We start from the raw sequence: 24,879 nt of genomic DNA on the forward strand, positions 1-24,879 counted from the left end.
GCCATGGCTTTGCTTTGTGCGAGGAAGATGCATGAATCCGTAGCCGTTAGCGGCCCGAAGCGCTTTGATGCTTCAATGAAAATCCCGCGACTGCGTACTCAAACTGCCGAGCAGCGCGGTCAGGTCTTCCATGCGCGAGGCGATGATGTGCTGGACGCCGTCGACGCGTTCGAGGCGGCCGTCGATCGCCATCAGGCGCGATTCGACCAGGACACGGCGCTGGCGTTGGGCGAGGTCGCGCCAGACCACGGCGTTGACCATGCCGTCTTCGTCTTCCAGGCTCAGGAAGGTCACGCCGCTGGAGGTTTCGGGTTGCTGGCGCACGGTCACCAGGCCGGCGAAGCGCACCCGGCTGCCATGCGCGGTCTTGTGCAGTTGCGAGGAGCGCCGGCACTGCCGCGCATGCAGGGCGCTGCGCAACAGCGACAGTGGATGCCGGCCGAGGGTGGTGCCGAGCAGGGCGTAGTCGGCCTGCACGTCTTCGCCGGCGGTCGGTAGCGGCAGCGCCACCTTGGCTTCGTCGCGAGCGACGCCGGCGAACAGCGGCAACTGCGTGTCGACGCCGGCTACGGCCCAGCGCGCGCGATGGCGATGGCCGGCGAGCGCGCGCAGGGCGCCCGCGTCGGCGAGCAGGGCGCGCACGCGCGGGTCGAGCGCCGCGCGCAGGCACAGGTCCTCGACATCGCGCCAGGGCGCGCGCGCACGCGCGTCGCTGATGCGATCGGCCGAGGCTTCGTCGAAGCCGCCGATCAGGCGCAGGCCCATGCGGATCGCATGCGGCCGCTTGTTGCCGCTACCGCCCGGAATGCTTTCCAAGGTGCAGTCCCAGTCGCTGTAGCGCACGTCGACCGGCAGCACGGTGACGCCGTTGCGGCGCGCGTCCTGCAGGATCTGGCCGTGGGTGTAGAAACCCATCGGCATTGAGTTGATGATGCCGCAGGCGAAGGCGGCGGGATGGTAGTACTTGAGCCAGCAGCTGACGTAGGCGATCAGGGCGAAGCTGGCGGCGTGCGATTCGGGGAAGCCGTAGCTGCCGAAGCCCTTGATCTGTTCGAAGATGCGGTGGGCGAAGTCTTCGGTGTAGTTGTTTTTTATCATTCCCTTGAAGAGTTTTTCGCGATGCGGTTCCAAGCCGCCATGGCGCTTCCAGGCCGCCATGCAGCGACGCAACTGATCGGCTTCGCCGGGTGTGTAGTCGGCCGCGACGATGGCGATCTGCATGACCTGTTCCTGGAACAAAGGCACGCCGAACGTCCGCGACAGGACTTTTTCCAATTCCTTCGATGGATATTCGATCGGCTCCAATCCCTTGCGGCGACGCAGATACGGATTAACCATATCACCCTGGATCGGCCCAGGCCGCACGATCGCGATCTCGATCACCAGGTCGTAGAAATTCCGCGGCCTCAGGCGCGGCAGCATCGACATCTGCGCGCGCGATTCGATCTGGAACACGCCGACGGTGTCGGCCTTGCAGATCATGTCGTAGACCTTCTTATCGTCGTCGTGTTGCATGATCGTCGGCATGTCCAGGCCGCGAATGCCCTGGGTTTCCAGCGAGGCGAGAGTCTTGCGTACCGCCGTCAGCATGCCCAGGGCGAGGCAATCGACCTTGAGCAGCCCCATCGCGTCGAGATCGTCCTTGTCCCATTGCACGATAGTGCGATCGTCCATCGCCGCGTTCTCGACCGGCACCAGGGTGTGCAGCGGCCGCTCGGAGATCACGAAGCCGCCCGGATGCTGCGACAGATGCCGCGGAAAACCGTTTTCGACCAGGATCGCGGTCAGCCCCAGCACGTTGCGCAGCAACGGCGACTCCGGGTCGAGGCCGCGTTCGCGCAGTTGCTCGGGCAGCGGCACGCCTTCGCTCCAGCGGTCGAGCGTGCGCGCGAGTTCGCTGATCTGGTCCTGCGGCATCCCTAAGGCCGCGGCGACGTTGCGGATCGCGCTGCGGCCGCGGTAGCTGATCGCCACCGCGGTCAGCGCCGCGCGTTCGCGGCCGTAACGGGTGAAGACGTATTGCAGGACTTCTTCGCGCCGTTCGTGTTCGAAGTCCACGTCGATGTCGGGCGGCTCGTTGCGCTCGACCGACATGAAGCGTTCGAACAGCATGCCCATGCGGGTCGGGTCGATCTCGGTGATGCCCAGCGCATAGCACACGACCGAGTTCGCGGCCGAGCCGCGGCCCTGGCACAGGATCTTCTCGGATCGCGCGTACTCGACGATGTCGTAAACGGTCAGGAAGTACGACTCGTAGTTCAACTTTCCGATGATCCCCAACTCATGTTCGATCTGCTGGCTGGACTCGGCAGGAACGCCGGTGGGCCAGCGTCTGGCCGCGCCGATCGCGACCAGTTTGGGCAGCCAGCTTTTCGCGGTTTCGCCGGCCGGAACCAGTTCGTTCGGATAGCGGTAATCGATGCCGCGCTTGAGGTCGAAACCGATGCAGCGCTCGGCGATGCGCACGGTCTGCGCGAGCATCGCTGCGGGATAGATCGCCTTGAGCGCCTTGCGGATGCGCAGATGCCGCTCGCCGTTGGGAAACAGGCGTTCGCCGGCTTCGGCGACGGTGGTGTGATGGCGGATCGCGGTCAATACGTCCTGCAGCGGACGGCGCGCGCGTTCGTGCATATGCACGTCGCCGGTAGCGACCGTGGGCAGGTCGTGACGCGCGGCCAGTTGCGTCAGCGCGGCCAGGCGCGCGTCGTCGTCGTGGCCGCGATGCAACTCGACCGCGACCCAGGCGCGATCGGCGAAATGGGTTCGCAACCATCGCGCATGCCGGTCGTCGTCGCTGCCGCCGTCGGGCACCCACAGCGCCAGCAGGTTCGCGCTGTGCGCCTCGACGTCCTCGATCAGGCAGCGGTATTCGCCTTTTTTCGCGCGTCGGCGGGCGATGGTGATCAGGCGGCACAGGTCGGTGTAGGCGGGCGAGCCGGTGACTAGGAGCACCAGCTTCGGTCCGTTCTCGATGCGGAACTCGCTGCCGACGATCAATTTCAAGCCGGTGCGTTTCGACGCTTGCCAGGCGCGCACGATCCCGGCCAGCGTGCATTCGTCGGTGATCGCCAGCGAGTGATAGCCCAAGGCCTGGGCGCGATCGAACAGCTCGTCGGCGAGCGAGGCGCCGCGCTGGAAACTGAAGGCCGACAGGCAATGCAGTTCGGCGTAATCGGGCAAGGCGGATGAGGCCATCGGCCGCGCGGCGTTCATGCGAACCAGCCGTGCAAGGTCAGCGCGCCGTCGCCGCCGGCATCGCGATAGGCCCAGGCGCGTTGGCCTTTGGCGGTCTCGACCAGGTAGTAGTCGCGGCGCACATCGTCCTGATCCCACCAACCCGATTCGATCCGCTCGGGCCCGGCGAGAATGCGCGCGAGCGGTTCGCGCAGCGGCTCGGGTTCGATCAACAGCCAACCCGGGCGGGTCGTATTCGTCGGCGTCGAAACGGTTTTGTTCGAACGCGTCGGCGCATCGCCCGAGACGTTGCGCCAGGCGCGTTCGGGCCGGTGATCGGGATGCACGGCCAAGCCCTGCACGCCGTCGTCGCCGAGCCGCGCGCGCAGGCGCTCGCGCAATTGCGCCCAGGGCAGCGCCTGCTGCGGGCGCGGATCGAACAGGTCGCGGCTGGCCGGCACGAACGGCGGCAGTTGTTCGGCGAGCAGGCGCAGGCCGACCACAGGCGCTGGAATTCGCGCCTGTTGCAGACGCCCGCGCGCGAGTTCGAACAGCATCGCCGCGTCGCGTTCGGGCGCGAGCAGGCCGACCGCGACTTCGCTGTGCGGCAACTGCGGACGATGCGGATGGCGTTCGTGTTCGAGGATCAGGGTGAAGCGTTCGACACCGCCGTCGCGGCCGGACAGATAGGCTGCGAGATCGGCGGTAAGCCGGCGCAGCGGGAACAGCAGCGCCTGGCTGGATTCGACTTCATGGCCGAGTTCGATGCGTGCATCGAAAGCGTCGGGCGGTTGGAAATACGTCAGCAGCGGCGTCGCCGCGCCGTGCAGCGCATCCAGATGGGTCAGCACGTGTTGGCCGAAGCGCCGCGCCAGCGGCGCGCGCGGCAACGCCTGCACCGCGCCGAGTTTGCGCAAGCCCATGCGTTGCAGCGCCTGCACCGTGTCGGCATCGAAGCCGCAGCGTTCCAGCGGCATTTTCGCCAGCGCCGGGATCAGGTTGTCGTCGTCGAAGCACAGGCCGTCGCGGATATTGGTCAATGCGCGCGCGGCCTGCGGATTGGGCGCGGCGGCCATGCGATGGCGGAAGCCGAGTTCGCGCAGTTCCGCGGCCAGGCGCTGGCGCAATTCCGGCCAGGCGCCGAACAGGCTGCGACTGCGGCCGATCTCGAACACCAGCGCATGCGCGAACTGGGTGCTGACCTGTGAGCTGTAGCCGTAGGCCCAGGCGGCGAGCAGGCCGCGCGCGTGTTCGACCGCGGCGGGGTCGTGTTCGACGGTCTGGAAACCGTCGACGATCGCCTGCGCCGCGATCAGCGGCATGTTCGGCTTGAGCCCCAGCGCGCGCGCGGCTTCGTTGACCGCGTACAGGCGGCGGCGCGCATGCGGCCCGTCGACCAGCACCAAGGCGCGCTCGGGATGCGGGTGATTGCGAAGGACCACGTCCATCGCCAATTGCGGCAGCAGCAGGCAGGCCCAGCGCATGAGGTCGTGCTCAGCGCGGGTGCAGCAAGGTCAGCGCGGGCGCGGGACGCGCTGCCTGCGGCGGGTCGCGCGGCGCGAGCGGCGTTTGGTCGACGGGCTCTCGATCGGCTGCGTTGCGCTCGATCCGCAGCGTCGCGACCGGCGTGGCGGCGATGCGCTGGCGATCGTTGCGAAGCGGTGTGATCGCGGCGACGCCGCCGCGTTCGACCGGCGCGGCTTCGATGCGTATCGCTTCGCTTCGCAGCGGCGCGGCCTGCGCGTGGCTCGCATGCGCGAACGCGATCGGCTTGCTCGGCGCATTGCCGCCGCGGCACTTGAGCACGCGCAGTTGCCGCGGCGAGCTGTCGATCGCGATGCGCAACGCCGCCGGCGAGGGATTGCGCGCGGCGGCCATGTCGCGCAGGGCGAAGCCGAGGCATTGGCCGGTTTCGGCGGCGACCTGCAGACGGCGCAGCACGCGGTCGTCGGCGCGCTGCGGCCAGCACAGCACCGCGGCGCAGGCGCCCGAGCGCAGGCATTGTTCGGCCGCCCATAACGCATCGCGATGGCGCGCGCGGATGATCTGCAGTCGCGGCAGGGCCACGCCGGCGTCGCGCCACGCGGCCGGGTAGGGCAGGTACGGCGGATCGACCAGCACGATCATGCCGCCGTCTTGCGCCTGCGATAAACGCGCCAGGGTCGGCCACAGCAGTTCGAGTTCGCCGACCCCGGCGTTGGGCAGCAGCAGCTCGGTCAACGCGGCCTCGGGCCAGCCGCCGATCGGCAGCGCGGCATCGAGCGCGGCGTGTCCGGTGGGTTGCGCCGACGGCGCGAGGTTCGGCGATTGCCCGCGCCAGACCCGGCGCGAACTGATCAGGCTGTCGAGGGCGATGAGCTTGCCCATTCGATCAGCCCCGGCGCACCAGGCCGCAGTAGATGCCTTCGATCGCGAAGTCGGCGTCGGCCGAGATCAGGATCGGCGCGTAGTCGGGATTGCGCGGCAGCAGGGCGATGCCGTCGGCATCGATGCGCAGGCGCTTGATGGTGATTTCGTCGGCGATGCGCGCGACCACGGTCTGGCCGTTGCGCGCGTCGCGGGTGCGATGCACGGCGACCAGGTCGCCATCGAAGATACCGTCCTCGCGCATCGAGTCGCCCTTGACCCGCAGCAGGTAGTCCGGCCGCGGCGAGAACAGCAGGCGATCGATCAGCACATGGGTTTCGGCTTCAGCATCGGCGCCGATCGGCGGGCCGGCGGCGACCCGGCCGAGGATCGGCAGCTCAAGACGCGCGTCGTCGCGGGTGGCGGAGCGGGTTGGCTCGACGTCGATCAGGCGGATGCCGCGCGCGCGGCCCGGCAGCAGTTCGATCAGCCCCTGCGCCTGCAAGGCCTGCAGGTGGTAGCCGGCCGAGCGGTTCTGGCGGAAACCGAAGTGGGCCGCGATCTCCTGTTGCGACGGCGGCATGCCGTCGGCGGCGATGCGTTCGCGCAGGTAGGCGAGGAGGGCGCGGCGGAGGTCGGTCAGGCTCATGTACTAATATTAGTAATAAAAAGATGTGCCGGTAAGACTTGCCGGATGCAGCCGACGGATGGTGGGGCGAGGGGACGCGGTGGGGGTTCGGTGGAGATTGCGTGGCTGGGGTCTCGCGGGGTGAGATCGGTGCGGGCGTGGGAATAACCCTTATGGATCATGGGGATGAGTCTGATGCGCGCTGGGCGCCGGTGGGCGTGGTGGCGCGGTCGCGGCTTGCGCCGCTCCTACAGGGGGCGGCCGTGGAGACGTTTCCGACGAACGGGGCTGCGACGTATTGACTCGTTCCGGTTACTTCTTTAATTTCTGTCTAAACAGAAATAAGAGAAGTCCATGTCGCTCAGCCCGCTCCAAGAACGTTTCATCCTGCACTGGGGCGAGATGGGCAGCCGTTGGGGCGTCAACCGCACCGTGGCCCAGATCCATGCGCTGCTGTTCCTCAGCGAGCGGGCGATCACCGCCGACGAGATCTGCGAGACCCTCAACCTGGCCCGTTCCAACGTCAGCACCAGCCTCAAGGAGTTGCAGAGCTGGAACCTGGCCCGGGTCACCCACGTGCTCGGCGACCGCCGCGATCATTTCGAGACCTACAAGGACGTGTGGGACATCTTCCGCGCGGTGGTGCAGGAGCGTCGCCGTCGCGAGATCGAGCCGACCCTGAGCATGCTGCGCACCGCCGTGCTCGACGGCGCCAACGCCGAAGTCGCGCCCGACCAGAACGATCCGCGCGACCAGCGCACCCTGGTGCGCATGCGCGAGGTGCTGGAGTTCATGGAGACCGGCACCAGCTGGATCGACGAAATGAACCGGCTCGATCCCAAGACCCTGATCAAGCTGCTGAAGATGGGCGCGCGCATCCAGCAGTACGTGCGCGGCCCGGTCAAGCCGTTGCCGGCGCCGCAGGCCGCGGCGGGCCACGGCGTGCTGTTCGAGGACGAGCTCGAGCCCGACGCGCACGACGACACCCGGACCGATACGCCCGGCGATCGCCCGTCCTAGCGGCGCGCCGGCGTTTTTTTGCCTATCAATTTCTGTAATTACCGAAATAACAGTAGAGGCCGATCATGAAGAACAACCTGATCCCCGAACCGAGCATCGCCCCCGTCGTCGCCCTGTACGACCGCGCCTGCCCCTTGTGCCGCACCGAGATGCACCGGCTCAAGGCGCGCGACCGCCACGGCCGCCTGCAACTGGTCGACATCGCCGCGCCGGACTTCGATGCGGCGCAGTGGGGCTTCCCGCTGGAGGCGATGCGCAACGCCCTGCATGTGCGCACCGCCGAAGGCGAATGGCGCATCGGCGTGCCCGGCATCGCCGAGGCCTACCGCGCGGTCGGCCTGGGCTGGCTGACCTGGCCGCTGCGCGTGCCCGGCGCCGGACGCATGGCCGCGCGCGCCTATCGCTGGATCGCGCCGAACCGCCACCGCGTGTCGCGCTGGCTCGGTTTCCGCGAAGCCGGCCACGAGCCCGGCCCGCGCTGCGACGACGGCCACTGCCCGACCCACTATTGAGCGAGGCGCGTCATGGAACGCTTGTTCATCGCCTTATTGCTGTTGCAGATCGTGTTGGGCGCGATCGACACCATCGCCCATCACGAGTTGATGGAAAAACTCGCCAACCGCCGCAGCGCCGCGTTGGAGTTGAAACTGCATTCGGCGCGCGGCTTCGTCTACGGGTTCTTGTTCCTGGTGTTCGCCTGGGTGCAGCCGCAGGGACTGTGGCTGGCGGCGGTGTGGGCGCTGGTGCTGGTCGAGGTCGGCATTACCTTGTGGGACTTCGTGGTCGAAGACGCCACCCGCCTGCTGCCCAGCACCGAGCGCGTGCTGCACACCATCCTCGCGGTCAACGGCGGCGCGATGTTCGCGGTGTATGCGCTGGCGACGATGGACGACTGGAGCGCGCCGAGCGCGTTGCTGGCGCATTCCTACGGTTGGCAGTCGTGGGCGCTGACCGCGGCCGCGCTCGGCATCGGTCTGTCGGCGGTGCGCGATGGTCTGGCCGCGCGCGCCAATGCCGCCGAACCGGCGCCGCGCGCGCTGCTGGCCGAGCATCCGCAGACCGGTTTCCTGATCAGCGGCGGCACCGGTTTCATCGGCAGTGCGTTGGTCGAAGGCCTGCTGGCCGGCGGGCATCGGGTGACGATCCTGAGCCGCGATCCGCGCCGCGCCGCCCTGCAGTTCGGCGGACGCGCGCGCTGCATCGCCGACACCGCGCAGTTGCGCGACGACGAAGCGATCGACGTGGTGGTCAATCTGGCCGGCGCGCCGGTGGTCGGGCCGCGCTGGTCGCCGGCGCGCAAACGCGCGCTGTACTCCAGTCGCATCGACACGACCCATGCGCTGCGCGCCTGGTGCGAGCGTTCACGCAACAAGCCGGCGCTGTGGCTGCAGGCCAGTGCGATCGGTTTGTACGGCGCGCATGCGCGCAGCGGTCCGGAACTGCGCGATCCAGCGCCAATACGCGGCGATTTCCCCAGCGAACTGTGCAGCGCCTGGGAGCGCGCCGCCGCTCCAGTGTCGGAACAAGGCGTGCGTCTGGTGACGATGCGCCTGGGCCTGGTCCTGCACCGCAGCGGCGGGGTGTTGCCGATGCTGTCGCTGGCCGCATCGCTCGGCGCCGGCGCGACCTTGGGCACGGGCAAGCAATGGTTCGCCTGGGTCCATCTGGACGATGTGCTGGGCTTCGTCGAACAGGCGGTCGAACACGTCGGCTTGCGCGGGCCTTACAACCTGGTCGCGCCGACCGGCTGCAGCCAGGGCGAATTCACCCGCGAACTCGCACGCAGCCAGCATCGCCGCGCGTGGTTGCGCATGCCGGCCTGGCCGATGCGCCTGGCCCTGGGCGAGATGGCGACGATGCTGCTGGACGGACCGGTGGTCGAACCGCGACGCCTGCTCGATCAACGCTATCGCTTCGTGCATGCCGACCTCGCCAGCGCGCTGCGCGCCGGTCGTACCCCCACTTTGCGTTCTTCTTATTCGGGTGACGGACACCCAAGGGACCAACATGGAACTGTTGCATCCAATTGATCTGTCGGCCGCTCGCGCCGACGGCGCTGTCGTCGACAACGTTGCCGGTTCTCGCGACAAAACGCGTTGCGACCCGGCCGTGCACGATCTGTCCGCGCTGCTGCGCGCCGCGCTGGGCGAACGCTGGGACCTGCTGCATCCGCATATCCAGGCGCGTTTCGCCCTGGGCGCGGGCGAAGCCCAGGCCGAATACGTCGGCAACATGCATCAGGTGCGCTGCACTTGGCTGGGCAGCGTGTTCGCGCGCCTGATCCGTTATGCGCGGGTGCTGCCGCATCACAACGCCGACAATGTGCCGTTCCGCTTCGACGTGCAGCCCTTGCGTCGCGGTCTGGGCTGGATCAAGACCCGCACCTATCACTTCGTCGACGAGGTTTTCAGTTTCCGCTCGCGCATGACCCTGGGCGAGGGCGGCGAATTGCTCGAACACTTCGGCGGCGGCCTGGGCATGCGGGTGCGGTTGGAAGTGCTGCCTAACCGGTTGGTGTTCGTCGACAACGGCTATTTCCTGCACTGGCGCGGCCTGCGCCTGCCGCTGCCGAAGCCGTGCTGGCCGGGCCGCTTCGTGCTGGTGCATCGCGACCTGGATGCGGAGCATTTCGAAGTCAGCATCGATGTCGTGCATCCGTGGCTGGGGCCGCTGTTTCACCAGGATGGGAGTTTCGAGCGGATGCAGGCGACGCGGGATTGATGCGAATGAGGACGGTGTTGTGTGGGTGGGGTGATTCGTTATGGAGCGGTTGTTGGTGCAAGGAGGCGAGAGGGAGCGGTTGGCGCAGGGATGCGACAGGAATGGTCGGTGCAGGGACGCGAAAGCAGTGGTCAGCGCGGGAGTGCGTCAGGATGACGATAGGGCCATGGATGGCCGGGTAGGGCGCGAACATGGGAAAGGTTCATGCCTTGCGCAATTTCGAGGTCGGGATTTATACGAAGGTGGGCCTGGTCTGCTTTGCTTTGACTAAGGCAAACATCCAGAGACTTCAGCGCCATCTCACCAGAACGTCATTCCCGATCTCATCAGAACGTCATTCCCGCGAAAGCGGAGCCCGCTTTCGCGGGAATGACGGTAGGTAAGAGCGATGCGGCTGGGAGTGGTGTGGCTTCGGGGGGGGCGTTCGGACTAGATGACTTGTGAATATGGGTGATTTGCGGAACCAGCAGAGACAGCGCGCTAGCCTCTATCCGATTCCCGATTCCCGATTCCCGATTCCCCGCCTCAAGACGCCCGAAACACCACGTTGTACTGAAACTTCCTCCCCGTCGTAGCCCGCAGCTTCTTCGCATCGCGATGCTCGGGATTGATCAGTGCGTTGTATTCCTCCGGCACGATCACCGACGGCACCAGCGCGATCGCCGAGGCCAGGCTGGTCAGCCATTGCGAACCGATGCGCACGCTGGCCATGCCCGCGGGCACCGCGTCCCAGCCGCCGGGCAGATCCTGCGGGGTGAACTGGATGCGCGCCTTCCACACCGCGGCCGGCACTTCGATCGACACTACGTGCCGGTTCAACGGTAGGCCGTGCGCATCGACATAAGCCGCCGTCTCCAGCGCCGCCAAGGCCAACGACGTGGCGGTGTAGAGCACGCGCTGGCCGTCGTCGTTCCAGCGTCCCGGATACTTGGCCGCGCCCGCGCCGCTCATGTCGTCGGCGCGGTAGGCGCGGGTTTCGCCGGCGATTCGCCAAAGTTTCATCGTTATGGCCTCGTCCTTGCGGCGTTGGCGCCGGTCATTGATAGGCGCCGCTTTGCAGCGAACCCAACAGGCGCGCGACCACGCTGTACCCGGTCGGCGTGTCGAGCAGATCGGCCGGACGCTGCCCGCCCAGCGCCGCCTGCGGCTGCTCGATCCAGCGGCCCAGCCACTTGGCCGAATCGAAATCCTGGATGGCGGTGTCGGTGCTTTCCTTGACGATGTCCTTGACGATCGCGAGCAGGCACAACACCCCCAGCGCGGCTTGACCGCTGGCGCCGGCGATCCGCGCCTGCTGCGCGGCCTTGCTTTCGGCGGTGGCCTTGGCGACGCCGAGGATGTTGAACATGCGCACCGCCGGGACGTCCATGCTGGTGGCCATGTGCTTGACCACCTGCGCCGGCACGCCTTCGCGCTCGGCCGCGACCCGCTGCAACGGCGTCGCGGTGCGCAGATAGGCGATGTAGCCGTTCAAGGTGGCCGGCGCTTCGTGCAGCTCGAGCGGGGCGTTCTTCACCGACGCGCCACGCCCGCGCTTGGACGATGGCGGATGCACGCGCGGCTCGCGCACGTCCAGTCGGCTTTCACGCGCGGAGGTCTTGCCGGGGCCGGACGGCTTGGCGGCGGCGCGGCCGGCGGCCTTGGCCGGGGCGGGCGTCTTGGCGGCTTTGCTCATGGCGAAGTCCTGTCTTGATCTGGACGGATCATAGCGCAGAAATATACGGTCGGGTCGCGGCCGCTGCGATGACGCCGGTCCACAATGGATCCGTGGCCCGCCGCGATCCGTATCTGTCGGGCGCGGACGACGCGACCGACACGCTGATCGCCATTTGCGGTTGCTATGCTTCGCCCCCGCCCCACGTCCCGCGTTGACCAGCGGCACCGAATACGTCTAATGCAAGGAGTCATCATGAGTCGCAGATCGCAGATGTCCGGATCGAGCCTGAGCCTGACCAGCCTGGCCCTGATGCTCGCCATGGCCCCTGTGGCCCACGCGCAGAAGGACCGTCAGGTGTACGACGCTGCGATGGCGCGCTCGGCCGAAGCCTGCCCAGACCATTCCACCGAGCGCACTCGCCCCGGAGTCACCGCGGTAGCGGCCGCGTCGCTGAAGGCGCTGGAAGAACGCAAATTCGTCCTGTGCCCCGACCGCCGCCTGGACATCACCACGCCGGTGGTCTGGTACGGCCGCGAAGGCGTATTCGCCTGGAATCCCTCGGCCGGCGGCGCGGCCAAGCTGCTGGCGGGCAAGGTCACCGCCCAGGTGCGCAGCGGCGATTTCCCGTCGCAGACGGTGGTGTGGAAGTCCAACGGCAAGCTGGCCGAAGGCGCGCTGGTGCCGGCGTTCCGCCGCAAGTAAGGCGAGCGTCGCGAGGGCGTGGCGCTTATCGGCGCCCACGCCGGGCAGGGCGAGGCCGGATCGATCCGCGATCCGGCGAGCAGGCGTACAGGCCCCTTGCCGACAAGGATGATCGAGTGACGCGATGCCGCTGAGCCGGCGTCGCGAGCTTCCAGTGCAAGCCGCGCGCAAGTCGCGCTTGCATTGTTTCGGCTTGAGTCGGAGTCGGCATCGCATGCCGCACACGATCGAGCCTCGTGCCGATGGCTCGATTACACCGACACAGGTTCGTCCGCTGTCGACGAATAGTGAACGAACCCCCCATGGCGCATGCGAAACGAGGGTTCGCCAACGGAATTTTTATTCTCTGCCGGGCGCCTTGCTCTGTATCGTCACGTTCGCCGATCGATGCAGGTCTCGCGGACGATCGCGGCTCGTCAGTTGCGCGGCAACGATGTTTAAGACCGTCGAGGTCGCGCCGAACGCCCGAATGAACGGATGCGACCGATGATGCCGCGCGCGCGGTCATCGTCATGTCCGTGTCGGGCCGCGCAAGTCCCGTGGTGTGCGTGTGCGGAGCATCAACCGATAGAAAACCTGCCGGCCTGCGATGCGTTTCGGGTCGCGGCGGGCACGGCGTAGCCGCGTTCGCAACGACGCACCCAAGCATCCATCAGATCCGCCCACGGCGAAGGACGAATGAAGAAGGCAGCGCTTCCGCAGGACTTCTTCATCCATGTCGCCGCCGCGCTGATCGCCATCGCGTTCTGCCTGCTCAGCGGCTGGCTGTTGTTCCGGATGCCCGAACTGCCGTCGACCGCGCCGCCGCTGGAAGTGATCTATATCGAGCGTGTCGTCGCCGATACGCAGCCGTCGCCGTCGCCGCAACGAGCGTCGATCGTGCCGTCGACGCAGACAACGCAGCCAACGCGAAGCCTTGCCCCCGAGGCGGCGACCTCGCCGAGTTCCGCTGCGCCTCGCAGCGAGCGGCTGCCCGATGTGCCGATACGCCCGGCGACGAATCCAACGACACCGCCGAACACCAGCCGGTTGTACGCGGCCGACGGACAGATCGTGCTGCCCGCGGGCGTCGCCGTGGACCCGATGCGCAAGCCCGACGGCGACCCGCCGGGCGGCGCCAACGATCGCGGCGTGAAACAGATGCAGGCGCTGCTGGAACGTCGCAATCCGATCGCGCCCGAGGAAGCCAGCCGTTTCGGCGGCGAGTGGGAGAGCGACGGCACTTTGGGCGAAGTGGCGAACAAGAAACTGAAGACGGGCCTGAAACGGGTGATCGCCAAACTGCCGCATCGCAAACAGGTGCAGGAAGTCCGCGCGCGGCCGCCGCCGGCGATCCGTTTCAATCCGGCCTTGCACGAACGTCCGTCCGACCTGGGCAGCGAAGCCACCGGTGATGCCTACAAGGCCGCGCCGATCGCGTTCGAGAAAGCGCCCGGCTTGGACGGCGAAGCGAGCCGGCGCGTGCGCAAGTGGGTCGGCGAACTCGAGGCGCGCGCCGCGGGCTGCGACCGGCAACGCTTGAAGGCATTGGTGGCGCCGGTGCTGACGCACTTGGCCGATCTGCAACGCGCCGAATACGCCGCGGCGCGCGGCGGCGATCCGATTCAGATCGAGCAACTGCTGCCGCGCACGGCCGATATGGCGTACGACCAGGCGCGTCGCGCGGTGTGGTATGCGGATAAGAAGCTTTCGGATTGTGCGAAGTAGGAAGCACTTTTTCGAAGTTTCATCTGCATACCAGCATTGACGATCTGCAAGAACGTCATTCCCGCGAACGCGGGAACGACGCTCTGGAAGGATGACGCTGAAGTCTCTGGATGTTCGGCTACGCCGAAGTAAAGCGAAGCCCGCTTTGGCGGGAATGACGTTCTAGAAGACGACGCTGAAGTCACGTCGACTCGTCGTTACGGCAATCCCATCAGCTGCACAGCGCGAAGGCACCTCGTCCCCACATACGCCCCCGCAGCTTGTCCGCGCCGTACCCCGGCACTACACTGCGCACGCCACAGGTGTCCTGCCGCCAAGCCATACCGGCGCGCAGGGTGAAACGGGAAGCCGGTGCGGACGGGATCGTCCAAGGCCGGCGCTGCCCCCGCAACGGTATGCGAGAAAACCCGACGTTTCACCACTGCGTTCGCGCGGGAAGGTGTCGGGGTGATGCAACGGCATCGCTCGCAAGCCCGGAGACCGGCCCGTGGCGGGCATCGCATGCGATGTCCTCCTCGGATGTTGCGGCGGGCAACCGGACGAGCTGATGCAGTCGGCCTGCGTTCGCCGTTGCCTCGTCTTGTCTTGTCTTGCGTCTCCGCGACATCCGCTTATCCGCGGGTGTGCGTTACGGAGAACGAGCATGAACGAAATGCATCGCGTTGCGACCGAGGTCGCGACGGTCAAGCTTCTGATCGACGGCGAATTCGTCGAATCCACCACTACTCAATGGCGCGACGTCGTCAACCCGGCCACCCAGGTCGTGCTGGCGCGCGTGCCGATGGCCACGCGCGAGGAAGTCGACGCCGCCGTCGCCTCGGCCACGCACGCGTTCAAGAGCTGGCGCAAGACCGCGATCGGCACGCGCGCGCGCATCTTCCTCAAATACCAGCAGCTGATCCGCGAGCACATGAGCGAGCTCGCCGCGATCCTGACCGCCGAACAAGGCAAGACCTTGCCCGACGCCGAAGGCGATGTGTTCCGCGGCCTGGAAGTGATCGAACACGCCGCCGCGATCGGCAACCTGCAACTGGGCGAACTGGCCAACAACGTCGCCGGCGGCGTCGACACCTACACCTTGCTGCAACCGCTCGGCGTGTGCGCCGGCATCACCCCGTTCAATTTCCCGGCGATGATTCCGCTGTGGATGTTCCCGATGGCGATCGCCACCGGCAACACCTTCGTGCTCAAGCCGTCCGAGCAGGATCCGCTGGTGACGATGCGTCTGGTCGAACTGGCGCTGCAGGCCGGTATTCCGAAGGGCGTGCTCAACGTCGTCCACGGCGGCGAAGACGTGGTCAACGCGATCTGCGATCACGCCGACATCCGCGCGGTGTCGTTCGTCGGTTCGACCAAGGTCGGCACGCATGTCTATCAGCGTTCGTCGCTGGCCGGCAAGCGCGTGCAGTGCATGATGGGCGCGAAGAATCACGCCGTGGTGCTGGCCGACGCGAACAAGGAGCAGACCCTCAACGCCATGGCCGGCGCCGCGTTCGGCGCGGCCGGCCAACGCTGCATGGCCGCGTCGACCGCGGTGCTGGTGGGCGAGGCGCGGCACTGGATCGGCGATCTGGTCGCCAAGGCCAAGACCCTCAAGGTCAACGCCGGCACCGAGCCGGGCACCGATGTGGGTCCGGTGATTTCCTGCGCCGCGCGCGAACGCGTCGAAGCCTTGATCGCCTCGGGCGTGGAGCAGGGCGCGAAGCTGGAACTCGACGGACGCAAGCCGTCGGTGCCGGGTTACGAACAAGGCAATTTCATCGGCCCGACCGTGTTCTCCGGGGTCAAGCCGGGCATGCGCATCTACGACGAGGAAATCTTCGGCCCGGTGCTGGTGATCCTCGAAGCCGACACGCTCGACGACGCGATCGCGCTGGTCAACGCCAATCCCAACGGCAACGGCACCGCGATCTTCACCCAGTCCGGCGCGGCGGCGCGCAGGTTCCAGGAAGAGATCGACGTCGGCCAAGTCGGCATCAACCTGCCGATTCCGGTGCCGGTGCCGCTGTTCTCGTTCACCGGTTCGCGCGCGTCCAAGCTCGGCGACCTGGGTCCGTACGGCAAGCAGGCGGTGATGTTCTACACCCAGACCAAGACCGTCACCGCGCGCTGGTTCGACGAGGAGACCCCGAGCCACGGCGTCAACACCACGATCAGTCTCAAGTGATGGCCGCGGTCATGAACTGGCAGGCCACCGCGGCCGCGCCGACCGGACTGAGCGAAGAACAGGCCGCCTACCGCGACGCGGCGCGCGATTTCGCGCTCGCGCAACTGGGCCCGCACGCCGCGCACTGGGATGCGCAATGCGTGTTCCCGCGCGAAGCGATCGCGCTGGCCGGCGAACTGGGCTTCTGCGGCCTGTACGTGGACGAAGCCGCCGGCGGTTCGGGCCTGACCCGGCTGGACGCGGCGATCGTGTTCGAGGAACTCGCCGCGATCGATCCGTCGACCGCGGCGTTCATCAGCATCCACAACATGGCGACGTGGATGTTGACCGCGCACGCCAACGACGCGGTGCGCAGCGAGTGGGGCGCATCGCTGGCCAGCGGTCAGCGTCTGGCCTCGTACTGCCTGACCGAACCGGGCGCGGGATCGGACGCGGCCTCGCTGAAGACGCGCGCGGTGCGCGATGGCGATCACTACGTGCTCAACGGCGCGAAGGCCTTCATTTCCGGCGCCGGATCGACCGACGTACTGGTGGTGATGGCGCGCACCGGCGGCGAGGGCGCGCGCGGCATCAGCGCGTTCGCGGTCGCCGCCGACAGCGCCGGCATCGCGTACGGGCGCAAGGAAGAAAAGATGGGCTGGAACAGCCAGCCCACCCGCGGCATCAGCTTCGTCGACGTGCGGGTGCCGGCGCGCAATCTGCTCGGCCGCGAAGGCGACGGCTTCAAGATCGCGATGAAGGGCCTGGACGGCGGACGTCTGAACATCGCCAGCTGTTCGCTCGGCGCGGCCCAGGGCGCGCTCGACGCGGCGCGGCGCTACATGGGCGAGCGTCGTCAGTTCGGCAAGAAGCTCTCCGAGTTCCAGGCGCTGCAGTTCAAGCTCGCCGACATGGCCACGCAGTTGATCGCCTCGCGGCAGATGGTGCATACCGCCGCCCGCAAGGTCGACGCGGGCAGCCACGACGCCACCGTGTGGTGCGCGATGGCCAAGCGCTTCGCCACCGATGCCGGGTTTGCGATCTGCAACGAAGCGCTGCAGATCCACGGCGGCTACGGCTACATCCGCGAGTACCCGATCGAACGTCTGCTGCGCGACTGCCGGGTCCATCAGATCCTGGAAGGCACCAACGAAATCATGCGCGTGATCATCGCGCGCCATCTGCTGAACACCGACGAGGAATTGCGATGAGTCTTGCCGAGAAGTCCTACACCGGGTTGAAGCTGGAGATCGACGGCCACACCGCCATCGTGACCCTGAGCAATCCGCCGGCCAACACCTGGACGCGCGACAGCCTCGCCGCCTTGCGCGACCTGGTCCGCGATCTGGACGCGAAGCGCGAGGTGTACGCGTTGGTGATCACCGGCGAAGGCGAGAAGTTCTTTTCCGCCGGCGCCGATCTCAAGCAGTTCGCCAGCGGCGACAAGGCGCTGGCGCGCGACGCGGCGCGCCGCTTCGGCGAAGCCTTCGAAACCCTCAGCGCGTTTCGCGGCGTGTCGATCGCGGCGATCAACGGCTATGCGATGGGCGGCGGCCTGGAATGCGCGCTGGCCTGCGATCTGCGCATCGTCGAGGAACAGGCGCAACTGGCCTTGCCGGAAGCGACCGTCGGCCTGCTGCCGTGCGCGGGCGGCACCCAGAACCTGGCGCGGCTGGTCGGCGAAGGCTGGGCCAAGCGGATGATGCTGCTCGGCGAGCGCGTCGATGCGGCCACCGCGCTGCGCATCGGTCTGGTCGAGGACGTGGTCGGCAAGGGCGAATCGAAGGCGCGCGCGCTGGCCTGGGCCAAGGCGGCCGAGAAGCAGAGCCCGACCAGCGTGGCCGCGTGCAAGGCGCTGGTGCAGGCCACGCGTTCGCAATCGCACGCGACCGCGCTGGTCAGCGAGCGCGAGGCCTTCGTCGATCTGTTCGACAGCGCCGATCAGGTCGAAGGCGTGGCCGCGTTCCTGGAAAAGCGCGCGCCGCAATGGAAGAACGCATGAACGCCTCGGTCCTGGAAGCTCCGGCGCAGGCGCCGGTGCTGTTCGAACAACGCGATGCAGTCGGCGGCAAACAGATCGGCATTGCCACGCTCAACGCGCCGGCCACGCTTAACGGCCTGTCGCTGGAGATGGCGCAGTTGCTCGATGCGCAGCTGGCGGTATGGGCGCGCGACGATGCGATCGCGCTTGTGGTGTTGCAGGGCGCTGGCGAAAAGGCCTTCTGCGCGGGCGGCGATCTGCACGGTCTGTACCGCGGCATGCGCGAGCATCAGGCCAAGGGTGGCGGCGACATCCGCGACAACACCCAGGCCACGGCGTTCTTCGCGACCGAATACCGCCTCGACTATCGCATCCACACCTATCCCAAGCCGGTGCTGTGCTGGGGCCACGGCATCGTCATGGGCGGCGGCATCGGCCTGATGGCCGGCGCCAGCCATCGCGTCGTCAGCGAACGCTCGCGATTGGCATTTCCGGAAATCACTGTCGGCCTGTATCCGGATGTCGGCGGCAGCTGGTTGCTGCAGCGCGCGCCAGCGCGCAGCGGCTTGTTCCTGGCCCTGACCGGCGCGCCGTTGAATGCCGGCGATGCGATTCACGTGGGGCTGGCCGATCACTTCGTGTCGCAGCAGCGCTACGACGCGGTGTTCGCAGCCTTGGCAGCGACGAAGTGGAGCGGCGACGGCGACGGCGATCGCGAGCTGCTGACTGAACTGCTGCAGGAACAGGCGCAATCCGCGCCGGCCGGGCCGCTGCAACAGCATGCGGCGCTGATCGCGCAGCTGTGCGACGCCGAAGACCTGGACACGATCGTCGCGCGCATCGAATCGATCGATCACGATGATCAGTGGCTGCAGACCGCGCGCAAGACCTTGGCCGCGGGCGCGCCGGGATCGGCGCGCTTGGGCTACGAACTGCAACGGCGCGCGGCGACGCTGTCGTTGGCCGATACGTTCCGGCTCGAATACCTGGTGTCGCTGCATTGCGCCGCGCACGGCGATTTCGCCGAAGGCATCCGCGCCTTGCTGATCGACAAGGACCGCAATCCGAAGTGGAACCCGGCCACGCTGGCCGAGGCCTCGGCGGCCTGGGTCGCGCCGTTCTTCGTCGCGCCGTGGCCGCGGGATGCGCATGCGCTGGCCGACCTCGAACGCAGTGTGGAGAACCCGGCATGACCCGTATCGCTTTCATCGGTCTTGGCAACATGGGCGGCCCGATGGCCGCGAACCTGCTCAAGGCCGGCCACGAAGTGCAGGTGTTCGACCTGAGCGTCGCCGCGGTCGGCAGTGCGGTGGCCGCGGGCGCGCATGCGGCCGCCAGCGCGACGGCGGCGGTGGCCGGCGCGCAGATCGTGATCTCGATGCTGCCGGCGAGCCGGCATGTCGAGGGCTTGTACCTCGGCGACGCCGGCATTCTCGCGGCGATCGAGCCCGGCGCCTTGGTCATCGATTGCAGCACCATCGCGCCGGCATCGGCGCAGAAGGTCGCGGCCGCCGCGGCGGAGCGGGGCGTGACGATGATCGACGCGCCGGTCTCCGGCGGCACCGCCGGCGCGGCGGCCGGCAGCCTGACCTTCATCGTCGGCGGCGACGCCGATGCGCTGGAACGCGCGCGTCCGATCCTGCAGGCGATGGGCAAGAACATCTTCCACGTCGGCGCGAACGGCGCCGGCCAGGTCGCCAAGCTGTGCAATAACATGGCGCTGGGCGTGATCATGGCGGTGACCGGCGAGGCGTTGGCGCTGGGCGTCGCGCACGGCCTCGACCCGAAAGTGTTGTCGCAGATGATGGCGGTCAGCACCAGCCGCAGCTGGGCGACCGAAGTGTGCAACCCGTGGCCGGGCGTGCTCGACAACGCGCCGGCGTCGCGCGGCTACAGCGGCGGTTTCGGCAACGACCTCATGCTCAAGGATCTCGGTTTGGCCGCCGAAGCCGCCATGGGCGTCGGCGCCTCGATTCCGCTGGGCGAACTGGCGCGCAATCTGTATGCGATGAACAGCCGCGCCGGCCACGGCGGCCTGGATTTCTCCAGCGTGGTCAAGCTGGTCGCGCGGGGCGCATGAGCGGCGAGCGCAAGCGCCTGAGCCTGCCGGGCGAGGGCGGCAAACTGTTGCTGCATTCGTGCTGCGCGCCGTGTTCGGGCGAGTTGATGGAGGCCTTCGTCGAGTCGCAGATCGACTACACGGTGTTCTTCTACAACCCGAACATCCACCCGGTGAAGGAATACGAGCTGCGCAAGGAGGAAAACATCCGCTTCGCGCAGAAACACGGCGTGCCCTTCGTCGATGCCGACTACGACACCGATAACTGGTTCGCCCGCGCCAAGGGCATGGAGAACGAACCCGAGCGCGGCATCCGCTGCACCATGTGCTTCGACATGCGCTTCGAACGCAGCGCGCTGTATGCGCACGAGCACAGGTTTCCGGTGATGACCACCTCGCTGGGTATTTCGCGCTGGAAGAACATGCAGCAGATCAACGACGCCGGCCGTCGCGCGGTCGCGCCGTATCCGCGGTTGAGCTACTGGGACTACAACTGGCGCAAGGACGGCGGCAGCCAGCGCATGATCGAGATCAGCAAGCGCGAACAGTTCTATCAGCAGGAATACTGCGGATGCGTGTATTCGCTGCGCGACACCAACCGTCATCGCAAGGCGCAGGGCCGCGAACGGATCAAGCTCGGGGTGATGTTCTACGGCGAAGACGGCGGCCGCGAACCCGAGGCAAAGTGACGGGTTCGCCGCGCGCTACAGCGTTTCCAGATAGGCCACGATCGCATCGAGCTCGGCGCGATGCAGGTCCAGCGGTTTGAGCAGCGGGTCGGGCTGCGGAAACAAGGGGTCGCCGACCTGCGCCGCGGTCGGCCGCGGCCGGGGCATGCCGACGTTGTACAGATTCATCACCCCGCGCAGATTGGCGAAGCGGCCGTTGTGCATCCACGGCCCGGTCCTGGCCACGTTGCGCAGCGACGGCGTCTTGAACTTGCCGGCGTCGGCGGCCAGGCCGGTGACCTCGTAACGGCCCAGGTCCTGCAGTTTGCGGCCGTAGAAATGCAGTCCGAGGTTATGGAACGACTGATCGCTCAGGCTCGCGCCGCTGTGGCAGTTCATGCAGCCGGCGCGGGTGCGGAACAGGTGCAGACCCCACAGCTGGCGATCGTCGAGCAGATCGCGGCGGCCTTCCAGAAACCGGTCGAAGCGATTGGCGCGCGGCAGCAGACTGCGCTGAAAGGTGGCCAGCGCCTTGCTCACCTGATTCATGTCGATGCGCGATGAGCCGAACGCGGCGGCGAACGCTTTCGGGTAATCGGCGTCGCGGCGCAATCGCTTCAAAATCAGCGTCGGTTTCGCGGCCATTTCGCGCGGATCGGTGATCGGATGCAGGGCCTGCGCTTCCAGGGTCTGCGCACGGCCGTCCCAGAACAGCGGCTGCGACAGGCCGCTCATCGCGAGCGAGATCGCATTGCGGCGGCCGCTGCGGCGATCGTGGCCGAACGGCACGCTGCGGCCGTCGCCCCAGCCCAGTTCGCGATCGTGGCAGCTCGCGCAGGCGATCTGGCCGGAACCCGACAAGCGCGGATCCTCGAACAGCCGGCGCCCGAGCGCGAGTTTCTCCGCGCTCGGTGGATTGTCGGCCGGATACGGCGCGGCCTTTGGCAGCGGCGCGAACTCCGACCACACCGCGCCGGGCTCGAGCTGCGGCCGCGGCCATTGTTCGATCGGCAGGCTGTAGATGCGGCGAAGGCAGTCGCGATCGATCTGCGCGCTGCTGACCGCGATGCGCTCGCGGCATTGCGTCAGGCTGGGCGATTGCGCGCCGCGCAGGGCGCCGACGTCCTGCGCGGAACTCGCTGGCGCCCACGACACCGCGCTTATTACGCCCGCGCCAAGCAGCCACGGCGCGGCCACGGAGGCGAGGCGCAAACGCAGACGCGCAGCCAACGAGCGCGGCGAATACGCGCTCGGCAACAGCAGCGAGCGCATCAACGCTCGCACGGCCGATTTCCTTGTGCGATCGCGATCATGCTCAGAACCGATACCCCAGTTCCAGCCAGTACGAGCGGCCGGGTTCGTAATACGTGGCGGTCGCGCTGGTGCTGCTGATCAGGTTGGCGCGGTTGGTCAGGTTCTGCACTTCGATGCGCGCATAGGTTTCCTGCCGATGCGGCAGGTCCAGGCTCCATTCGACGCTGGTGTCCCAGGTCCAGCTTTTCGGATAGGCGATTTCCTCGATCACCGCGATCGATTCGCCGTTGTAGATCTCGCGGCCCAGCTCGCGCAGCCCGCGGTAACCGCCGCGATAACGCAGGAAGTTGCTCCACAATAGGCCGGCCTCGGGCAGCCGGGTCTGCGTGGCCAGACGCGCGGTCCACGGCCGATTGAACTCGCGCGCCGGGATGTCCCAGCGCCGCATGATCTTGCCGTCGTAGCGCACGTTGTCGTCGAAGGCGTCGCTGTAGGCGCTCTCGTAGTCGTTGTAGTTGCGGCGCACGTCGGTGTAGTCGAACGCCAGTTGCGCATTGGTGACGCTGCCGGCCCAGCGCAGCGGCGTCGCCGGGCCGACGCTGAGCGTGTAAGTCTGGCTGCGGCTTTGGCCGCGATTGGTGTAACGGCTGATCCGGGTCGCGTACTGGCCGCTGGTGTCCAGGCTCGGGATCGATTCGCGCAGCACTTCGTCGCGGTTCTCGCGGCGCACGTATTTCAGGTTGAGGTCCAGCCCGGCCCAGCGCTGATTGACGCCCGCCGATACCTCGTCGCTGTAGGGAATGCGCAGCCGGTCGAAGCGATAATTGGTCGGGTACTGACGCACGTCGGTCCAGATCAGATTGCCGCTGCGGCGTTGTTCCAGCTGCAGACTTTCGCGGCCTTCGCGCAGTTTGTAGCTGAAGAAACTGCGGCCGTAATAGCGGTTGAGGCCGGCGGTGAACAAGGTGTCGCGGTCGCCGAACGCATCCCAGGACATCGCCAGTCGCGGCGCGAGCGTGGTCTTGCCCATCAGGCTATCGCCGTCGACGCGCACGCCGGGGCGCAGGCTCCAGCGGCCCAGGCGCACGTCGTCCTGGGCGAACACGCTCCATTCGCGGTTGCTCGCGCCGAAGTAGCCTTTGCGATAGATGGCGCGGCGGCTGAAGTACTGGCCGCGTCCCTTGACCACGCCGTTGCCGGTCGCCAGCACCGGCGACAGCGAGCAGCCGTCGGTGTCGATCACACCGAGGCGATCGGTGCAGGTGTTGGTCGCGACCGGATCGAGCCAACTGTAGTGATCGTTGAGGCGGTGGTACTCGGCCTTGCGGTCGCGGTATTCCAGGCCGTACTGCAGACGATGTTCGCTGCGGCCCAAGCGCAGCGCCTCGCGTTCCAGGCTCAGCTTGTAGCCGATGCTGCGGTCGCTCTGATCGATATTGCCCCAGCTGCCTTCGCCGCTGAGCGTGGTCACGCCCCAATCCATCTGGCTGGAACGCGCCCAGGATTTCCAGTAATCGACCTCGCTGCGGCGCGAGCTGTCGAGCTGGCTGTAGCTGAGCGAATTGCGCCAGGTCCAGGCGCCGTGTTGCCAGTTGATGCGGAAACTGGTGACCGGGCCGCCTTGCTTGAGGTCGTAGAAGCCGTTCTTGGCGTTGATGATGAAATAGCGCTCGTCGGTCGGCGCGTAGGTCACGCTGGCGCCGAGTTCCAGACCTTCGCCGTTGCTCCAGTCCGCGCGCAGGCTGGCGCTGGTGTTTTCGCGCACCTGCTCCTTGAGGTTGTCATCGCCGGGGCTGCTGCGCCCGGCGGTGTAGCCGCGCAGCGGAATCACCGAGCGCGTGCGCACGATGTTGCCGATCAGGCCCAGGCCGTTTTGGCTGCGGCCTTCGAGCGTCGCGCGCAGTTCGTACTTGTCGTAGTTCGGCTGCTGCGCTTCGGTCGCCGACTGCTGGAAATCGCCGAGCGCCGGTTCGGCGATATGCGCCTGGTTCCAGACCGAACGCGCCATGCGCAGCGCGACGCTGCCGGAAAACGCATCGCGCGCCTTGCGGCTTTCGGCCTCGACCACGCCGCCGTTGAAGCCGCCGTACGCTGCCGGCACGTTGCTGTCGTAGACGGTGAGGCTGCCGATCAGGCTGGTGTCGAGCGCGATGCCCTGGGTATGGCTCGGCACGTCCTGAATATTCGCCGGCGACGACGGGCCGACCGGATCGAGGTCGTTGTTGAAGCTGGCGCCGTCGAGCAGGAACGAGTTCTGGTAGTACAGGCCGCCGTTGATGCTGATGTCGGCCGGGCGGATCTCGCCCATGTTGCGCGAGGTGCGCGAGGTCTCGTCGAACTGCACGTTCGGATTGATCCGCAGCAGGCTGCCGATGTCGCCGTTGCCGCGGATCTGTTCGTCGATGTAGGCGCGGTCCAGCACCAGGCCTTCCTGATACGGGAACAGGCGTTGGCCGATCACCTTGACCGGATCGTAGGTGTAGACGGAAGCAGAGGGCGCCGGGACGGTTTGCGTAGCGGCCGGCGCGTCGTTCGCGCACAGCGGGCCAGCCGACAGCGCCAGGCCGATGGCCAGGGTCAGACGATTCATAAGTTCTCACGAAGGATGATTCGGCTTTCGGTCGAAGGCCGATTCGCTGGCGTGAGAACTCTGACGGACCCCTGATGCTCGCTGTGATTATCGTCTCAATTGGAGCTGAACGAGTCAACCGGGCGAAGACCGGCGAGCGCCGATCGCGATCGAGTGCGCGTTGCGTCCATCGTGTTCGCCGCATGGCCCGCGCGAAAACGCGAGGACCCGCATCAAGGTGTGGCGA

General features: G+C 67.2%; 20 protein-coding genes and 1 riboswitch. Of the genes, 12 read left to right on the top strand and 8 right to left on the bottom strand.

All coding sequences use genetic code 11. The annotated features are described in order from the left end of the window. Positions 1 to 72: 72 nt before the first annotated feature. Genes IEQ11_RS11025 through lexA form a run of 4 tightly spaced genes read right to left on the bottom strand, consistent with a single transcriptional unit; the run spans position 73 to position 6,169 of the window. Entirely contained in the window at positions 73 to 3,213 is a 3,141-nt protein-coding gene (locus IEQ11_RS11025; protein ID WP_281439940.1) for an error-prone DNA polymerase, read from the bottom strand. Beyond that, on the bottom strand, positions 3,210 to 4,658 hold the full coding sequence (locus IEQ11_RS11030) for a Y-family DNA polymerase (protein WP_191821043.1): 1,449 nt from the start codon (positions 4,656 to 4,658) through the stop codon (positions 3,210 to 3,212). Before IEQ11_RS11030 ends, IEQ11_RS11025 begins: the two co-directional genes overlap by 4 nt. Before the next feature lie 10 nt (positions 4,659 to 4,668). Continuing rightward, on the bottom strand, positions 4,669 to 5,541 hold the full coding sequence (gene imuA / locus IEQ11_RS11035; protein ID WP_191821044.1) for a translesion DNA synthesis-associated protein ImuA: 873 nt from the start codon (positions 5,539 to 5,541) through the stop codon (positions 4,669 to 4,671). Positions 5,542 to 5,545: 4 nt separating this feature from the next. Beyond that, the gene (lexA, locus tag IEQ11_RS11040) at positions 5,546 to 6,169 is read right to left on the bottom strand and encodes a transcriptional repressor LexA (protein WP_191821045.1); all 624 of its coding nucleotides are present in this window, start codon (positions 6,167 to 6,169) and stop codon (positions 5,546 to 5,548) included. Positions 6,170 to 6,502: 333 nt separating this feature from the next. Between lexA and IEQ11_RS11045 the strand changes: the two genes are divergently transcribed. From IEQ11_RS11045 to IEQ11_RS11060, 4 genes are all read left to right on the top strand, one after another. Then, positions 6,503 to 7,168 carry a GbsR/MarR family transcriptional regulator gene (locus tag IEQ11_RS11045; protein WP_191821046.1) on the top strand — a complete coding sequence of 222 codons (666 nt, stop codon included), beginning with the start codon at positions 6,503 to 6,505 and terminating at the stop codon, positions 7,166 to 7,168. A 65-nt stretch (positions 7,169 to 7,233) separates the two neighbouring features. Continuing rightward, positions 7,234 to 7,680, top strand: a complete 447-nt coding sequence (locus IEQ11_RS11050; RefSeq protein ID WP_057921501.1) for a thiol-disulfide oxidoreductase DCC family protein — start codon at positions 7,234 to 7,236, stop codon at positions 7,678 to 7,680. A 12-nt stretch (positions 7,681 to 7,692) separates the two neighbouring features. Continuing rightward, positions 7,693 to 9,198 (top strand): TIGR01777 family oxidoreductase, encoded by a 1,506-nt coding sequence (locus IEQ11_RS11055; RefSeq protein WP_191821047.1) that lies wholly within the window; start codon positions 7,693 to 7,695, stop codon positions 9,196 to 9,198. Positions 9,199 to 9,277: 79 nt separating this feature from the next. Further along, complete coding sequence (locus tag IEQ11_RS11060; RefSeq protein ID WP_052756200.1) at positions 9,278 to 9,889, top strand: DUF4166 domain-containing protein; 612 nt, start codon at positions 9,278 to 9,280, stop codon at positions 9,887 to 9,889. 525 nt (positions 9,890 to 10,414) lie between these two features. Here the strand turns inward: IEQ11_RS11060 and IEQ11_RS11065 are convergent. Continuing rightward, entirely contained in the window at positions 10,415 to 10,891 is a 477-nt protein-coding gene (locus IEQ11_RS11065) for an RES family NAD+ phosphorylase (protein ID WP_036103009.1), read from the bottom strand. A 34-nt stretch (positions 10,892 to 10,925) separates the two neighbouring features. Beyond that, positions 10,926 to 11,564 (bottom strand): antitoxin Xre/MbcA/ParS toxin-binding domain-containing protein, encoded by a 639-nt coding sequence (locus tag IEQ11_RS11070; protein WP_191821048.1) that lies wholly within the window; start codon positions 11,562 to 11,564, stop codon positions 10,926 to 10,928. A gap of 234 nt (positions 11,565 to 11,798) precedes the next feature. Between IEQ11_RS11070 and IEQ11_RS11075 the strand changes: the two genes are divergently transcribed. The 8 genes from IEQ11_RS11075 (at position 11,799) to IEQ11_RS11110 (ending at position 20,830) form a co-directional block, all read left to right on the top strand. Beyond that, entirely contained in the window at positions 11,799 to 12,248 is a 450-nt protein-coding gene (locus tag IEQ11_RS11075) for a hypothetical protein (protein WP_148650339.1), read from the top strand. 678 nt (positions 12,249 to 12,926) lie between these two features. Then, positions 12,927 to 13,955, top strand: a complete 1,029-nt coding sequence (locus tag IEQ11_RS11080; RefSeq protein WP_228464457.1) for a hypothetical protein — start codon at positions 12,927 to 12,929, stop codon at positions 13,953 to 13,955. A 283-nt stretch (positions 13,956 to 14,238) separates the two neighbouring features. Beyond that, a riboswitch (cobalamin riboswitch) is annotated at positions 14,239 to 14,458 on the top strand. 149 nt (positions 14,459 to 14,607) lie between these two features. Then, a complete protein-coding gene (locus IEQ11_RS11085) occupies positions 14,608 to 16,122 on the top strand; it encodes a CoA-acylating methylmalonate-semialdehyde dehydrogenase (protein WP_191821073.1) in 1,515 nt (504 codons plus the stop codon). An 11-nt stretch (positions 16,123 to 16,133) separates the two neighbouring features. After that, positions 16,134 to 17,312: an acyl-CoA dehydrogenase family protein gene (locus IEQ11_RS11090; RefSeq protein ID WP_096418325.1), complete on the top strand. Its 1,179-nt coding sequence runs from the start codon at positions 16,134 to 16,136 to the stop codon at positions 17,310 to 17,312. Continuing rightward, positions 17,309 to 18,103 (top strand): enoyl-CoA hydratase, encoded by a 795-nt coding sequence (locus tag IEQ11_RS11095; protein ID WP_191821049.1) that lies wholly within the window; start codon positions 17,309 to 17,311, stop codon positions 18,101 to 18,103. Before IEQ11_RS11090 ends, IEQ11_RS11095 begins: the two co-directional genes overlap by 4 nt. Then, complete coding sequence (locus IEQ11_RS11100) at positions 18,100 to 19,275, top strand: enoyl-CoA hydratase/isomerase family protein (protein WP_191821050.1); 1,176 nt, start codon at positions 18,100 to 18,102, stop codon at positions 19,273 to 19,275. Before IEQ11_RS11095 ends, IEQ11_RS11100 begins: the two co-directional genes overlap by 4 nt. Then, positions 19,272 to 20,162 carry a 3-hydroxyisobutyrate dehydrogenase gene (gene mmsB, locus IEQ11_RS11105; protein ID WP_191821051.1) on the top strand — a complete coding sequence of 297 codons (891 nt, stop codon included), beginning with the start codon at positions 19,272 to 19,274 and terminating at the stop codon, positions 20,160 to 20,162. The genes IEQ11_RS11100 and mmsB overlap by 4 nt, the downstream gene beginning before the upstream one ends. Beyond that, positions 20,159 to 20,830 carry an epoxyqueuosine reductase QueH gene (locus tag IEQ11_RS11110; protein ID WP_191821052.1) on the top strand — a complete coding sequence of 224 codons (672 nt, stop codon included), beginning with the start codon at positions 20,159 to 20,161 and terminating at the stop codon, positions 20,828 to 20,830. Before mmsB ends, IEQ11_RS11110 begins: the two co-directional genes overlap by 4 nt. A gap of 15 nt (positions 20,831 to 20,845) precedes the next feature. Here IEQ11_RS11110 and IEQ11_RS11115 read toward each other — a convergent pair whose 3' ends face one another. Together IEQ11_RS11115 and IEQ11_RS11120 are read right to left on the bottom strand one after the other, a co-directional pair. Next, positions 20,846 to 22,093, bottom strand: coding sequence for a cytochrome-c peroxidase (locus IEQ11_RS11115; protein ID WP_247024797.1), 1,248 nt, complete (start codon positions 22,091 to 22,093; stop codon positions 20,846 to 20,848). Between the two features lie 31 nt (positions 22,094 to 22,124). Then, a complete protein-coding gene (locus tag IEQ11_RS11120) occupies positions 22,125 to 24,653 on the bottom strand; it encodes a TonB-dependent receptor plug domain-containing protein (RefSeq protein ID WP_191821053.1) in 2,529 nt (842 codons plus the stop codon). Positions 24,654 to 24,879: the final 226 nt, after the last annotated feature.

The organism is Lysobacter capsici (assembly GCF_014779555.2).
GTDB lineage: Bacteria > Pseudomonadota > Gammaproteobacteria > Xanthomonadales > Xanthomonadaceae > Lysobacter > Lysobacter capsici.